Source organism: Kitasatospora sp. NPDC004615 (assembly GCF_042873545.1).
In the GTDB taxonomy this organism is placed as follows: Bacteria; Actinomycetota; Actinomycetes; order Streptomycetales; family Streptomycetaceae; genus Kitasatospora.
In genome coordinates this window covers 208,731-223,120 of sequence record NZ_JBIALQ010000009.1, presented here as the reverse complement: position 1 = coordinate 223,120, position 14,390 = coordinate 208,731, and the positions used below count along the sequence as shown (strand labels likewise).

Annotated in this window: 11 protein-coding genes; 9 read left to right on the top strand and 2 right to left on the bottom strand. The window is 70.3% G+C overall.

Annotated elements, in window-relative coordinates:
• The first annotated feature begins 4 nt into the window (after positions 1-4).
• The 3 genes from uvrB to ACFYS8_RS29150 all read left to right on the top strand — a co-directional run bounded on the left by uvrB (position 5) and on the right by ACFYS8_RS29150 (position 4,097).
• On the top strand, positions 5-2,095 hold the full coding sequence (gene uvrB / locus ACFYS8_RS29160) for an excinuclease ABC subunit UvrB (protein ID WP_387646463.1): 2,091 nt from the start codon (positions 5-7) through the stop codon (positions 2,093-2,095).
• A 173-nt stretch (positions 2,096-2,268) separates the two neighbouring features.
• Positions 2,269-2,847, top strand: coding sequence for a TerD family protein (locus ACFYS8_RS29155; protein WP_387646460.1), 579 nt, complete (start codon positions 2,269-2,271; stop codon positions 2,845-2,847).
• Between the two features lie 269 nt (positions 2,848-3,116).
• Entirely contained in the window at positions 3,117-4,097 is a 981-nt protein-coding gene (locus ACFYS8_RS29150) for a TerC family protein (protein WP_387646457.1), read from the top strand.
• Between the two features lie 51 nt (positions 4,098-4,148).
• On the opposite strand, the gene ACFYS8_RS29145 is transcribed toward ACFYS8_RS29150, so the two are convergent.
• Both ACFYS8_RS29145 and ACFYS8_RS29140 read right to left on the bottom strand, forming a co-directional pair.
• On the bottom strand, positions 4,149-4,802 hold the full coding sequence (locus tag ACFYS8_RS29145) for an MBL fold metallo-hydrolase (RefSeq protein ID WP_387646455.1): 654 nt from the start codon (positions 4,800-4,802) through the stop codon (positions 4,149-4,151).
• Positions 4,803-4,848: 46 nt separating this feature from the next.
• Entirely contained in the window at positions 4,849-5,598 is a 750-nt protein-coding gene (locus ACFYS8_RS29140) for a maleylpyruvate isomerase family mycothiol-dependent enzyme (RefSeq protein WP_387646452.1), read from the bottom strand.
• Between the two features lie 240 nt (positions 5,599-5,838).
• On the opposite strand from ACFYS8_RS29140, the gene uvrA reads away from it, so the two are divergent.
• The 6 genes from uvrA (at position 5,839) to whiA (ending at position 14,329) form a co-directional block, all read left to right on the top strand.
• Positions 5,839-8,715 carry an excinuclease ABC subunit UvrA gene (uvrA, locus tag ACFYS8_RS29135; RefSeq protein WP_387646448.1) on the top strand — a complete coding sequence of 959 codons (2,877 nt, stop codon included), beginning with the start codon at positions 5,839-5,841 and terminating at the stop codon, positions 8,713-8,715.
• Between the two features lie 195 nt (positions 8,716-8,910).
• Positions 8,911-9,321: a Rieske (2Fe-2S) protein gene (locus ACFYS8_RS29130; protein WP_387646446.1), complete on the top strand. Its 411-nt coding sequence runs from the start codon at positions 8,911-8,913 to the stop codon at positions 9,319-9,321.
• A 43-nt stretch (positions 9,322-9,364) separates the two neighbouring features.
• A complete protein-coding gene (uvrC, locus tag ACFYS8_RS29125) occupies positions 9,365-11,356 on the top strand; it encodes an excinuclease ABC subunit UvrC (RefSeq protein ID WP_387646443.1) in 1,992 nt (663 codons plus the stop codon).
• Positions 11,353-12,237 carry an RNase adapter RapZ gene (gene rapZ / locus ACFYS8_RS29120; RefSeq protein ID WP_369880792.1) on the top strand — a complete coding sequence of 295 codons (885 nt, stop codon included), beginning with the start codon at positions 11,353-11,355 and terminating at the stop codon, positions 12,235-12,237. Before uvrC ends, rapZ begins: the two co-directional genes overlap by 4 nt.
• A gap of 62 nt (positions 12,238-12,299) precedes the next feature.
• The gene (gene yvcK / locus ACFYS8_RS29115) at positions 12,300-13,358 is read left to right on the top strand and encodes a uridine diphosphate-N-acetylglucosamine-binding protein YvcK (RefSeq protein ID WP_387646440.1); all 1,059 of its coding nucleotides are present in this window, start codon (positions 12,300-12,302) and stop codon (positions 13,356-13,358) included.
• Positions 13,349-14,329 carry a DNA-binding protein WhiA gene (whiA, locus tag ACFYS8_RS29110; protein WP_043910002.1) on the top strand — a complete coding sequence of 327 codons (981 nt, stop codon included), beginning with the start codon at positions 13,349-13,351 and terminating at the stop codon, positions 14,327-14,329. Before yvcK ends, whiA begins: the two co-directional genes overlap by 10 nt.
• Positions 14,330-14,390 lie beyond the last annotated feature (61 nt).

The window sequence follows — 14,390 nt, the reverse complement described above, 5'->3', positions numbered from 1 at the left end:
AGTCGTGCGTCCCATCACGAGTATTGAGCGGTCCGTGGCGCCCTTCGAGGTCGTCAGCCCCTTCCAGCCCAATGGTGACCAGCCGGCGGCCATCGCCGAGCTGGAGCGCCGGATCCGCGCGGGGGAGAAGGACGTCGTCCTGCTCGGCGCGACCGGTACCGGCAAGTCCGCCACCACCGCGTGGATGATCGAGAAGCTGCAGCGTCCCACCCTGGTGATGGCGCCGAACAAGACGCTGGCCGCGCAGCTGGCGAACGAGTTCCGCGAGCTGCTGCCGAACAACGCGGTCGAGTACTTCGTCTCGTACTACGACTACTACCAGCCCGAGGCGTACGTCCCGCAGACGGACACCTACATCGAGAAGGACTCCTCGATCAACGAGGAGGTCGAGCGGCTGCGGCATTCCGCGACCAACAGCCTGCTCACCCGGCGGGACGTCGTGGTGGTGGCGTCGGTGTCGTGCATCTACGGCCTCGGCACGCCGCAGGAGTACGTGGACCGGATGGTGCAGCTGAAGGTCGGCGAGGAGGTCGACCGGGACGCACTGCTGCGCCGCTTCGTGGACATCCAGTACACCCGCAACGACCTGGCGTTCAGCCGCGGCACCTTCCGGGTGCGCGGCGACACCATCGAGATCTTCCCGGTGTACGAGGAACTCGCCGTTCGGATCGAGATGTTCGGCGACGAGATCGAGGCGCTGTACACGCTGCACCCGCTGACCGGCGAGGTGATCAGCGAGGACGACTCGGTGTACGTCTTCCCCGCCTCGCACTACGTGGCCGGCCCGGAGCGGATGGAGCGGGCGGTCAACGACATCGAGCGGGAGCTGGAGCAGACCCTCGCCCGGCTGGAGAAGCAGGGCAAGCTGCTGGAGGCCCAGCGGCTGCGGATGCGCACCACCTACGACATCGAGATGCTCCGCCAGATCGGCACCTGCTCGGGCGTGGAGAACTACTCGATGCACTTCGACGGCCGCGAGCCCGGCTCGCCGCCGAACACCCTGCTCGACTACTTCCCCGAGGACTTCCTGCTGGTCATCGACGAGTCGCACGTGACGGTCCCGCAGATCGGCGCGATGTACGAGGGCGACGCCTCGCGCAAGCGCACGCTGGTCGAGCACGGGTTCCGGCTGCCCTCGGCGATGGACAACCGACCGCTGAAGTGGGAGGAGTTCCAGGAGCGGATCGGCCAGACCGTCTACCTGTCGGCCACCCCCGGCAAGTACGAACTGGCGCGCGGCGACGGGCAGGTGGAGCAGATCATCCGCCCGACCGGCCTGATCGACCCCGAGGTGATCGTCAAGCCGACCGAGGGCCAGATCGACGACCTGGTGCACGAGATCCGGCAGCGGGTGGAGAAGAACGAGCGGGTCCTGGTCACCACGCTCACCAAGAAGATGGCCGAGGACCTCACCGACTACTTCCTCGGCCTGGACATCCGGGTCCGCTACCTGCACAGCGACGTGGACACGCTGCGCCGGATCGAGCTGCTGCGCGAACTGCGGGCCGGCGAGTACGACGTGCTGGTCGGCATCAACCTGCTGCGCGAGGGCCTGGACCTGCCCGAGGTCTCGCTGGTGGCGATCCTGGACGCCGACAAGGAGGGCTTCCTGCGCTCCGGCACCTCGCTGATCCAGACCATCGGCCGTGCCGCGCGTAACGTCTCCGGCCAGGTGCACATGTACGCCGACAAGATCACCCCGGCGATGGACCTGGCGATCTCCGAGACCAACCGCCGGCGCGCCGTCCAGCAGGCGTACAACGAGAAGCACGGGATCGACCCGCAGCCGCTGCGGAAGAAGATCGGCGACCTGCTCTCCACCATGGCCGGCGAGGACGTCGACACCGAGGAGCTGCTCGCCACCGGCTACCGCCAGCAGGGCAAGGGCAAGGCCGCGGTGCCGTCGCTGGGCATCGACCGCAAGCCCGCGAAGAACCTGCCGGCGGCCGAACTCGCCGAGCTGATCCAGGACATGACGGACCGGATGCACACCGCCGCCGCCGAGCTGCAGTTCGAGGTGGCGGCCCGGCTGCGCGACGAGGTCAAGGAGCTCAAGCGCGAGCTGCGCCAGATGCGCGAGGCCGGCATGGCCTGATCCGGCTGTCCGAAACAGCCGCTGTGTCGTAGTTCTGCCACAGTCTCGCCGTCCCGGACCGGGGCGGCGGGGCGGCGGCGTAGGGTGGTGCGGACCGGCATGGGGGCAGGACGCTCCTGTCGCGGCCGGTCACGGGCGAGAAGCCGGGGCGACCCGGAGGAAGGGGTGGTGGCGTGTCGGTGAACCTGGCCAAGGGTCAGAGCGTCAGCCTGTTGAAGTCCAGTGGCGAGACCCTGAGCGTGGTCCGGATGGGCCTCGGTTGGAAGTCGGCGCCGGGCAAGCGCGGCTTCTTCAGCCGCCGCCCGAAGGACATCGACCTGGACGCGTCCGCCCTGCTGTACGACGGCAAGACGATGAGCGACGTGGTGTTCTTCTCGCACCTGGTCAGCAACGACGGATCGGTGCAGCACACCGGCGACAACCTGGTCGGCGGCGTCGGCGGCGAGGACGACGAGAGCATCCTGGTCGATCTGACCAAGGTGCCGCGCAAGGTCACCCAGATCGTGTTCACCGTCAGCTCGTACAGCGGCCAGAACTTCCAGGAGGTGCAGAACGCGCACTGCCGCCTGGTCGACGAGACCACCAACAAGGAGCTGGCCCGCTACGAGCTCGCCGGCGGCGGCACCCACACCGGTCAGATCATGGCCAAGGTGGAGCGGGACGGCGCGGGCTGGAAGATGACCGCGATCGGCGCGCCCGCGACGGGCCGCACCTTCCGGGACATGCTGCCGTTCATCGAGCCCTTCCTGTAAGCCGCTCCGCCCTGTGAGCGGCTCCGCGTAGGGGCGGCCCGGGCTTTACCCGATCACGCATCTCTTTACCTTCTTTACCTTCCCTTGGTTCCCCTGTTACTCTCGACGGGAGCGGAGGGGAGTATTCCCCGTTCAGTGACCCCGTCATCACGGATGCCCGTCGCGGCATCCCGGGGCGCTGGCCGTGCGGCGCCGACCAATGGGTGTGCCGCGCGGCGGAAGAGACCTCCAGCAGTGACGATGTTCGCCTAACTGCCGGAGGAGCAGTCATGGACGTTTCCGCAGGCCTGTGGGCCGGCACCATCGTGGTGCTGGCCCTTTTGATCACCGCCGATTTCTTCATCGGCGGCCGCAAGCCGCACGAGGTCTCCCTCAAGGAGGCCGGGATCTGGACCGCGGTCTGGGTCGTGCTGGCCGTGCTGTTCGGCGGGTTCCTCTGGTGGTACGGCGGCGGAGAGCCGGCCGGGGAGTTCTTCGCCGGCTACATCACCGAGAAGTCGCTCAGCGTCGACAACCTGTTCGTGTTCATTCTGATCATGGGCAAGTTCGCGGTGCCGAAGATCTACCAGCAGCGCGTGCTGATGTTCGGTGTGATCATCGCCCTGGTTCTCCGGACGGTGTTCATCGCCGGCGGAGCGGCGCTGGTCTCCAGCTTCTCCTGGGTGTTCTTCATCTTCGGCGGGTTCCTGATCTGGACCGCCTGGAAGCTGCTGAAGGAGGCCCGGGCCGAGGAGGAGGGCGAGGAGGACTTCGAGGAGAACCGCCTGCTCAAGGCGGTCCAGAAGCGCATCCCGTCCACCGGCCAGTACCACGGCACCAAGCTGTTCGTCCGGGAGAACGGCCGCCGGCTGATGACGCCGATGCTGATCGTGATGATCGCGATCGGCACCACCGACGTGCTGTTCGCGCTGGACTCGATCCCCGCCATCTTCGGCCTCACCCAGGACCCGTACATCGTCTTCACCGCCAACGCCTTCGCGCTGATGGGTCTGCGGCAGCTGTACTTCCTGATCGGCGGGCTGCTGAAGAAGCTGGTCCACCTGTCCTACGGCCTGTCGGTGATCCTCGGCTTCATCGGCGTGAAGCTGGTGCTGCACGCGCTGCACGAGGCCGGCGTGCACGTCCCGGAGATCAGCATCCCGGTGTCGCTGGGCTTCATCCTGCTGACCCTGGCGGTCACCACCGTCACCAGTCTGATCGCCTCGCGGAAGCAGGACGATTCCAGCAAGCCGGAGAAGATCGACGCCTGACCGCACACACATGAGGGCCCCCGCCTCGGCGGGGGCCCTCGTGCTCTCCGCTCACCAGCCGCGTTCGCGCCACTCCGGCAGGTGCGGGCGCTCGGCGCCCAGCGTGGTGTCGTTGCCGTGGCCCGGGTAGACCCAGGTCTCGTCCGGGAGGACGTCGAAGATCTTCTCGTTGACGTCCCGGAACAGTGAGTCGAAGGCGGCCGGGTCGCCCCAGGTGTTGCCCACCCCGCCCGGGAACAGGCAGTCGCCGGTGAACAGGTGCGGGTGACCCTGCGGGTCGTCGTAGACCAGCACGATCGCGCCGGGGGTGTGGCCCACCAGGTGGCGGACCGTCAGCTCGACCTGCCCGACCCGGAGCACCGAGCCGTCCTCCAGCAGGACGTCGGTGGGCACCTCGATGCCCTCCGCGTCGACCCGCCCGGCCGCGGTGCGTGCCCCGGTGGCGGCGACCACCTCGGCCAGCGCGCCCCAGTGGTCGTGGTGCCGGTGGGTGGTGACCACCATGGCCAGTCGGCTGCCGACGGTCTCCAGCAGCACCGGCGCGTCGGCGGCCGCGTCGATCAGCAGCTGCTCGTCGGTGGCCCGGCAGCGCAGCAGGTAGGCGTTGTTGTCGTACGGTCCGACCGCCACCTTGGTGATCATCAGGTGGGCCAGCTCCCGGACGTCGGGCGCGCCGCCGACCTTGACCGTTCCGTGGTACGTCATCACGTCGCTCCTCGCTGCTGCTGGGGTTCCCCGTCAATCGGCACCATCATCCCATCGGGGGGAGCTCGGGCAGCGAGCTGCGCGCGTCGACCAGGTGGCCGGCGCGGTGGACCTGCAGGCCGTCGCCGTCGGAGCGGCCCGACAGCCAGCCGGTGAGCGCCCGCACCGGGCCCTCGACGGTCAGCTCCGGCTCGCCCGCGCCGCCGAGCCGGGCCTCCGTCGCGGCGTCCTCGGCGATCAGCCGGACCACCGGGAGGCCGTCCAGGGCGCCGAAGTGGGTGCCCAGGCGCCGGAACTCGGCGATCGCGAACTGCTCGGGCCAGTGCGCCGGGGTGTAGCCCGCGTTCAGGTCGACGTGGTGGTACTCCAGTTCGGCCAGCCGCTTCCCGGGCAGCTGCCAGGCCGGGAAGGTGTAGCCGGCCCGGTGGCGGACCGTGGCCTGCCAGTGCTCGGGCGCGAGCTGCCGGGCGGCGTCCACGAAGCGCTGCTGGCTGTCGCGGACGTCGGCCAGCTGCACCTCCAGCGGCCGGCCCGCGCCGGCCTCGATGCCGGCGTCCCGGGCGGCCGAGCTGGCGTACTGGGGGATGTCCTGGCCGGTGCGGGCGCCGTTCAGCAGGTTGACCAGCGAGTCGGCGTTGCGGGCGATGTGGGCCAGTACGTGGCCGCGGGTCCAGCCGGGCAGCGAGGACGGTTCGAACACCTCCTCGGGCTTCAGCTCGGACAGCGTGTGCAGCAGTTCGGCGGTGCTCTCGACAGTGGCCCGCAGCTGCTCGGCTGCGGTGGTCGCGTCGCTCATCGGGCGGTGCCTTTCGACGGTCGGGTGGAGCGGTTCCGGGCGGTACTCGACCGCCCCGGGCCGTTGCCGGGGGCGGTTGTCAGTCGTTGACGCTACCGTCGGGCGCGGGTGCCGTTCACTCGTACGGGTGGACCCCGCTGGACGGTTCGAGATTCGAACAGATGAGCTAGTACGCTGGCGGGCGCATCCTGGAAGAAACAGACCTCACACATTTCGACCCGGAGAAAGGCGCCAGTAGCTGTGGCAGACCGCCTCGTCGTCCGCGGTGCACGCGAGCACAACCTCAAGAACGTCTCGCTCGACCTGCCCCGGGATTCCCTCATCGTCTTCACGGGCCTCTCCGGGTCCGGCAAGTCCTCGCTCGCCTTCGACACGATCTTCGCCGAGGGCCAGCGGCGATACGTCGAGTCGCTGTCCTCGTACGCCCGGCAGTTCCTCGGGCAGATGGACAAGCCGGACGTCGACTTCATCGAGGGTCTCTCCCCGGCCGTCTCGATCGACCAGAAGTCCACCAGCCGGAACCCGCGCTCCACCGTCGGCACCATCACCGAGGTGTACGACTACCTGCGCCTGCTGTTCGCCCGGATCGGCAAGCCGCACTGCCCGCATTGCGGCCGCCCGATCGCCCGGCAGTCGCCGCAGGCCATCGTCGACAAGGTGCTGTCGCTGGCCGAGGGCACCCGGTTCCAGGTGCTCAGCCCGGTGGTCCGGGAGCGCAAGGGCGAGTTCGTCGACCTCTTCGCCGACCTGCAGTCCAAGGGCTACGCCCGGGCCCGGGTGGACGGCCAGACCGTCCAGCTGACCGAGCCGCCGACGCTCAAGAAGCAGGAGAAGCACACCATCGAGGTGGTCGTCGACCGCCTCACCGTGAAGTCCAGCGCCAAGCGCCGCCTCACCGACTCGGTGGAGACGGCCCTCAAGCTGGCCGGCGGCATGGTGGTGCTCGACTTCGTCGACCTCCCGGAGGACGACCCCGAGCGCGAGAAGATGTTCTCGGAGCACCTCTACTGCCCCTACGACGACGTCTCCTTCGAGGAGTTGGAGCCGCGGTCGTTCTCCTTCAACTCCCCGTTCGGCGCCTGCCCGGACTGCTCGGGCCTGGGCAATCGGATGGAGGTCGACCCGGAGCTGCTGGTTCCCGACCCGGAGAAGTCGCTCGACGAGGGTGCCATCCACCCGTGGTCGCAGGGCGCCACCAAGGAGTACTTCCAGCGGCTGGTCAACGCGCTGGCCGGCGAGCTCGGCTTCCGCACCGACATCCCGTGGGCCGGGCTGCCCGCCCGCGCCCGCAAGGCCCTGATGTACGGGCACAAGACCCAGGTCGAGGTGCGCTACCGCAACCGGTACGGCCGCGAGCGCTCCTACACCACCGCGTTCGAGGGCGCCGTCCCGTTCGTGACGCGGCGGCACTCCGAGTCGGAGAGCGACTCCAGCCGCGAGCGCTTCGAGGGCTACATGCGCGAGGTGCCCTGCCCGACCTGTAAGGGCACCCGGCTCAAGCCGGTGGTCCTCGCGGTCACCGTGATGGACAGGTCCATCGCCGAGGTCTCCGCCATGTCGATCAGCGACTGCGCGGACTTCCTCGGCGCCCTCCGCCTCGACGCCCGCGACAAGAAGATCGCCGAGCGGGTCCTCAAGGAGGTCCTGGAGCGGCTGCGCTTCCTGGTCGACGTCGGCCTCGACTACCTGTCGCTGAACCGCGCCGCCGGCACCCTCTCCGGCGGCGAGGCCCAGCGCATCCGGCTGGCCACCCAGATCGGCTCCGGCCTGGTCGGCGTGCTGTACGTGCTGGACGAGCCGTCCATCGGCCTGCACCAGCGCGACAACCACCGCCTGATCGAGACCCTGGTCCGGCTGCGGGACATCGGCAACACCCTGATCGTCGTCGAGCACGACGAGGACACCATCAAGACCGCCGACTGGATCGTCGACATCGGCCCCGGCGCCGGCGAGCACGGCGGCAAGGTGGTGCACTCCGGCTCGCTCAAGGACCTGCTGAAGAACCCCGAGTCGCTCACCGGCCAGTACCTGGCGGGCAAGCGCAGCATCCCGATCCCGGCCGCGCGCCGCCCGCGCGACAAGAAGCGCCAGCTCGTGGTGCACGGCGCCCGCGAGCACAACCTGAAGGACGTCACGGTCGCCTTCCCGCTGGGCACCTTCACGGCGGTCACGGGCGTCTCCGGCTCCGGCAAGTCGACGCTGGTCAACGACATCCTCTACTCGCACCTGGCCCGCGAGCTGAACGGCGCCCGCAGCGTCCCCGGCCGGCACACCCGGATCACCGGCACCGACCTGGTCGACAAGGTGGTGCACGTCGACCAGTCGCCGATCGGCCGCACCCCGCGCTCCAACCCGGCCACCTACACCGGCGTCTTCGACCACGTCCGGCGGCTGTTCGCGGAGACCCAGGAGGCCAAGGTCCGCGGCTACCTGCCCGGCCGGTTCTCGTTCAACGTCAAGGGCGGCCGCTGCGAGAACTGCTCCGGCGACGGCACCATCAAGATCGAGATGAACTTCCTGCCGGACGTCTACGTCCCCTGCGAGGTCTGCCACGGCGCCCGCTACAACCGGGAGACGCTGGAGGTCCACTACAAGGGCAAGTCCATCGCCGAGGTGCTGGACATGCCGATCGAGGAGGGCCTCGACTTCTTCGAGGCCGTCCCCGCGATCGCCCGCCACCTGCGCACCCTCAAGGAGGTCGGCCTCGGCTACGTCCGCCTCGGCCAGCCCGCCACCACCCTCTCCGGCGGCGAGGCCCAGCGCGTCAAGCTCTCCGCCGAACTCCAGAAGCGCTCCACCGGCCGGACGGTCTACGTCCTCGACGAGCCCACCACCGGCCTGCACTTCGAGGACATCAGCAAGCTGATCAAGGTCCTGGAGGGCCTGGTCGACAAGGGCAACACCGTCATCGTCATCGAGCACAACCTCGACGTCATCAAGACCGCCGACTGGCTGGTCGACATGGGCCCCGAGGGCGGCGCCGGCGGCGGCGGCGTGGTCATCGAAGGCACCCCGGAAGAGGTCGCCGCCTCGACGATCAGCCACACCGGCAAGTTCCTCCGGGACATCCTGCCGGGGGTTTCGGACGCGACCCCGGTGAAGCGCAAGAAGAAGTAATCTCCGGCGCTGCCGCAGGCCGGCGAGGTTTTTTCACTCCTCCAACCCCCGCGCCCCGCCAGGGGCGCGGGGAACTGCGCGAAGCGGGAGGCGAACGTCAACGCGGGCCGCCCGCGGAGAGCACCAGGCTCCCCGGGCGGCCCGCGTTGTGCGTGCTACGTTGCTGGCGCCCTTCCCCGCACCGAGGAGTTCCCGATGTCCGAGCCCGTCGCTTCCCGCCGAACCGTCCTCTGCTGCGCAGCCGTTGCGCTGGCCGGTGCCACGGCCGCGGGCTGCTCCTCCAACAACAGCAAGGAACAGGCCAAGTCCTCCGGCCCCGTCGACCTCGGCGCGGCCTCCGACGTCCCCGTCGGCGGCGGCAAGGTGTACCGCGAGCAGGCCGTCGTCGTGACGCAGCCGGCCGCGGGCGAGTACAAGGCGTTCAGCGCGAAGTGCACGCACGCCGGGTGCCTGGTCAACGGCGTGGCCAAGGAGCAGATCCAGTGCCTGTGCCACGGCAGCCGTTTCGCGATCACCGACGGCGCGGTGCTGGACGGCCCGGCGCCGAAGCCGCTGCCGGAGTACAAGGTCGCGGTGCAGAACGGTCAACTCCAGGTCACCAAGTAACTTCCCGCTCCGAGGTGTCGGCGTCAGTCGGTACGGTAGGGGCATGGCTGACCCGTCCACCTACCGTCCGGCTCCGGGGGCGATCCCGCTTTCGCCCGGGGTGTACAAGTTCCGTGACGCGCACGGCCGGGTCATCTACGTCGGCAAGGCGAAGAACCTGCGCCAGCGGCTGTCCTCGTACTTCCAGGACGTCGCGAACCTGCACCCGCGCACCGCGACGATGGTCACCACCGCGGCGTCGGTGGAGTGGACGGTGGTGTCCACCGAGGTCGAGGCGCTGCAGCTGGAGTACTCCTGGATCAAGGAGTTCGACCCGCGGTTCAACGTCAAGTACCGGGACGACAAGAGCTACCCGGAGCTGGCGGTCACCCTGAACGAGGAGTTCCCGCGGGTCCAGGTGATGCGCGGGGCGCACAAGAAGGGCGTGCGCTACTTCGGCCCGTACGGGCACGCGTGGGCGATCCGCGAGACGGTCGACCTGATGCTGCGGGTGTTCCCGGTCCGGACGTGCTCCAACGGCGTGTTCAAGCGCGCCCAACAGGTCGGCCGCCCCTGCTTGTTGGGCTACATCGGCAAGTGCGCGGCGCCCTGCGTGGGCCGGGTGAGCGCGGATGAGCACCGCGAACTCGCCGAGGAGTTCTGCGACTTCATGGCCGGCCGGACGGGCAACTACCTGCGCCGCCTGGAAGCGCAGATGCAGGAGGCCGCCGCCGACATGGAGTACGAGAAGGCGGCCCGGCTGCGCGACGACCTGGGGGCGCTGCGCCGCGCGATGGAGAAGAACGCGGTGGTGCTCGGCGACGGCACCGACGCGGACCTGCTGGCGGTCGCCGAGGACGAACTCGAAGCCGCCGTACAGATCTTCCACGTCCGCGGCGGCCGGGTGCGCGGCCAGCGCGGCTGGGTGACCGACAAGGTCGAGGACGTGGACACGGCCGGCCTGGTCGAGCACGCGCTGCAGCAGCTGTACGGCGCGGGCACCGAGCAGGTGCCGCGCGAGGTGCTCGTCCCGGCGGTGCCGGACGAAGCCGTGCACGAGTGGCTGTCCGGCCTGCGCGGCGCCCAGGTCGACCTGCGGGTGCCGCAGCGCGGCGACAAGAAGGACCTGATGGAGACGGTGCAGCGCAACGCCCAGCAGGCGCTGGCGCTGCACAAGACCAAGCGCGCCTCCGATCTGACCACCCGCAGCCGGGCGCTGCAGGAGATCGCCGAGGCGCTGGAGCTGGACTCGGCGCCGCTGCGGATCGAGTGCTTCGACATCTCGCACCTGCAGGGCGAGGACGTGGTGGCGTCCATGGTGGTGTTCGAGGACGGCCTGGTGCGCAAGAGCGAGTACCGCCGGTTCCAGATCAAGAGCTTCGAGGGCCAGGACGACGTCCGCTCGATGCACGAGGTGATCACCCGCCGGTTCCGCCGCTACCTCCAGGAGCGCGAGCAGACCGGCGAGTGGGCCGTCCCGGAGGAGGACGAGTCGCTCACCGACGAGAGCGGCCGCCCCAAGCGCTTCGCCTACCCGCCGCAGCTGCTGGTGGTCGACGGCGGACAGCCCCAGGTCGCCGCCGCCAAGCGGGCGTTGGACGAGCTCGGCATAGACGATGTCGCGGTGTGCGGCCTGGCGAAGCGGCTGGAGGAGGTGTGGCTGCCCGGCCAGGACGACCCGGTGGTGCTGCCGCGCTCCAGCGAGGGCCTGTACCTGCTGCAGCGGGTGCGCGACGAGGCGCACCGGTTCGCCATCACCTATCAGCGCTCGAAGCGGGCCAAACGGCTCACGGCGGGGGAACTGGACTCCGTCCCCGGGCTCGGAGAGACTCGCCGCCGGGCCCTGCTGAAGCACTTCGGTTCACTGAAGAAGCTTCGCGCGGCCACCATCGACGAGCTGTGCGAAGTCCCCGGGATCGGGCGCCGGACCGCCGAGACTGTTGCCACAGCCTTGGCCTCCCGTACACCTGCCGCATTCGCGGTCAACACCGCGACCGGCGAGATCATCGAAGACAGCACCGCCACAGCAGTACCGAGAAGCGGGGAAGAGACGTGACTGTGTCCAACGGGGGAGAGAGCACCCCCGAGCTGGTGATCATCTCCGGCATGTCCGGGGCGGGCCGTTCCACGGCCGCCAAGTGCCTGGAGGACCTCGGCTGGTTCGTGGTCGACAACCTGCCGCCGGCGCTGATTCCCACCATGGTCGACCTGGGGGCCCGCTCGCAGGGCGCGGTACCGCGGATCGGCGTGGTGGTAGACGTGCGCGGCCGCACCTTCTTCGACGACCTGCTGACCTCGCTGGAGGAGCTGGAGAAGCGCGGCGTCCGCCTGCGGGTGGTGTTCCTGGACTCCTCCGACGACGCCCTGGTGCGCCGCTTCGAGTCGGTGCGCCGCCCGCACCCGCTGCAGGCCGACGGCCGGATCGTCGACGGCATCGCCCGCGAACGCGAGCTGCTGCGCGAACTGCGCGGCGAGGCCGACCTGGTGGTCGACACCTCGAACCTCAACGTGCACCAGCTGCGCGCCAAGATGGACGCCCAGTTCGCCGGCCAGGACGAGCCGGAGCTGCGCGCCACCGTGATGTCGTTCGGCTTCAAGTACGGCCTGCCGGTCGACGCCGACCTGGTGGTGGACTGCCGCTTCCTGCCGAACCCGCACTGGGTCCCGGAGCTTCGGGCCCGTACCGGAACCGATCCGGACGTGGCAGAGTACGTGTTCCAGCAGCCCGGCGCGCAGCCGTTCCTGGACGGCTACACCGAGCTGCTGCGGATCATCACCGAGGGTTACCGCCGCGAGGGGAAGCGCTACATGACGCTTGCCGTAGGCTGCACCGGAGGCAAGCACCGCAGCGTCGCGATGTCCGAGCAACTGACGAAGCGTCTGATCGCGGACGGGGTCGAGACGGTGCTGGTCCACCGGGACATGGGCCGGGAGTAGCGGCCGGGAACCCCCCGTAACCGCCGCCCCGGCCGAGCACGAGACAGGAACATGGGGTCGGCGTGACGGGATACGTGCCAGCACGGCAGCAGATCCGGACCAGACCTGCCGAGCGGGCCGCCCCGGGGCCCCGCCCCGGGGCCCCGCGCATCGCCGCGCTGGGCGGCGGCCAGGGCCTGTCCGCGTCGCTGTCCGCGCTGCGCCGGCTGACCACCGAGCTGACCGCCGTGGTCACCGTCGCCGACGACGGCGGCTCCAGCGGGCGGCTGCGCGCCGAGCTCGGCGTGCTGCCGCCCGGTGACCTGCGCAAGGCGCTGGCCGCGCTGTGCGGGGACGACGACTGGGGCCGCACCTGGTCCGAGGTGATCCAGCAGCGCTTCACCGGCAACGGCGAGCTCGGCGGCCACGCGGTCGGCAACCTGCTGATCGTGGCGCTCTGGGAGAAGCTCGGCGACCCGGTGGAGGCGCTGAACTGGGTGGGCCGGCTGCTGAACGTGCAGGGCCGCGTACTGCCGATGTCCGCCGTGCCGCTGGACATCGAGGCGCAGGTGCGCGGCCACGACCCGCTGAAGCCGGGCGAGGTCTCGGCGGTGCGCGGCCAGGCCGCGGTGGCGGTGACGCCGGGCACGGTGCTGTCGATCCGGCTGCTCCCGGACGGGCCCCCCGCCGTCCCCGAGGCCGTGCAGGCCGTACGGGAGGCGGACTGGGTGGTGCTCGGCCCCGGCTCCTGGTTCACCAGCGTGCTGCCGCACCTGCTGGTGCCGGACCTGGCGAAGGCCCTCGTCGAGACCCGGGCCCGCCGCCTGCTGACCCTCAACCTGGCGCCGCAGCCCGGCGAGACCGAGGGCTTCACCCCGCAGCGCCACCTGGAGGTGATCGCCGACCACGCTCCGGACCTCGCGGTGGATGCGATCCTGGTGGATGAGCGGGCCGTCAGCGGAGGAGCTTTCGGGCTCGCCGACCTGACGGGCCTGGAGCAGGCCGCGAAACGGATGGGCGCCGCACTGGTGCTCGACCAGGTGGCCCGCGCCGACGGCACCCCGCGACACGACCCGGAGCTCTTGGCCGCGGCGTACGACCGGATTTTCCGGACTCATGGAAGGATCGGCCCATGGCGATGACGGCAGCGGTGAAAGACGAGATCTCCCGGCTTCCCGTCACCCGTGCCTGCTGCCGCAAGGCGGAGGTCTCGGCGATCCTGCGTTTTGCGGGCGGACTGCACATTGTGAGCGGCCGCATCGTGATCGAGGCGGAGCTGGACACCGGCATTGCGGCACGGCGGCTGCGCAAGGACCTCCTGGAGATCTTCGGACACTCCTCGGATCTGGTGGTGATGGCCCCCGGCGGGCTGCGTCGCGGCAGCCGGTACGTGGTGCGGGTGGTGAAGGACGGCGAGCTGCTGGCCCGGCAGACCGGGCTGGTGGACGGACGCGGACGACCGATCCGGGGCCTGCCCCCGGCGGTGGTCTCCGGCGCGACCTGCGACGCGGAGGCCGCCTGGCGCGGCGCGTTCCTGGCGCACGGCTCGCTCACCGAGCCCGGCCGCTCCTCCTCCCTGGAGATCACCTGCCCCGGCTCGGAGGCGGCGCTCGCCCTGGTCGGCGCGGCCCGCCGGCTCGGCATCCCGGCCAAGGCCCGCGAGGTGCGCGGCGTCGACCGGGTGGTGATCCGCGACGGCGACGCGATCGGCGCGCTGCTCACCCGCCTCGGCGCGCACGAGTCCGTGCTGGCCTGGGAGGAGCGCCGGATGCGCCGCGAGGTGCGCGCCACCGCCAACCGGCTGGCCAACTTCGACGACGCCAACCTCCGCCGCTCGGCCCGCGCCGCGGTCGCGGCCGGCGCCCGGGTGGCCCGCGCCCTGGAGATCCTCGGCGAGGAGGTGCCCGAGCACCTGGCGGCGGCCGGCGCGCTGCGCATGCAGCACAAGCAGGCCTCGCTGGAGGAGCTCGGCGCGCTCGCCGACCCGCCGCTGACCAAGGACGCGGTCGCAGGCCGGATCCGTCGCCTGCTGGCGATGGCCGACAAGCGCGCCGCCGAACTCGGCCTGCCCAACACCGAGGCCAACCTGACGGAGGAAATGGCCCTGAACTGACGGGTCATCAGCCTCCCGGAACGCAACCCCGGAGGGGCGTGCGGAGCATGACGCGGCATCT

What these genes read in the sequence shown, in the direction of transcription:
- whiA (WP_043910002.1), top strand. Translation starts at nt 13,349, where the DNA reads ATGGCGATGACGGCAGCGGTGAAAGACGAGATCTCCCGGCTTCCCGTC.
- ACFYS8_RS29145 (WP_387646455.1), bottom strand. Translation starts at nt 4,802, where the DNA reads ATGACGTACCACGGAACGGTCAAGGTCGGCGGCGCGCCCGACGTCCGG.
- ACFYS8_RS29130 (WP_387646446.1), top strand. Translation starts at nt 8,911, where the DNA reads ATGTCCGAGCCCGTCGCTTCCCGCCGAACCGTCCTCTGCTGCGCAGCC.
- ACFYS8_RS29150 (WP_387646457.1), top strand. Translation starts at nt 3,117, where the DNA reads ATGGACGTTTCCGCAGGCCTGTGGGCCGGCACCATCGTGGTGCTGGCC.
- uvrC (WP_387646443.1), top strand. Translation starts at nt 9,365, where the DNA reads ATGGCTGACCCGTCCACCTACCGTCCGGCTCCGGGGGCGATCCCGCTT.
- ACFYS8_RS29140 (WP_387646452.1), bottom strand. Translation starts at nt 5,598, where the DNA reads ATGAGCGACGCGACCACCGCAGCCGAGCAGCTGCGGGCCACTGTCGAG.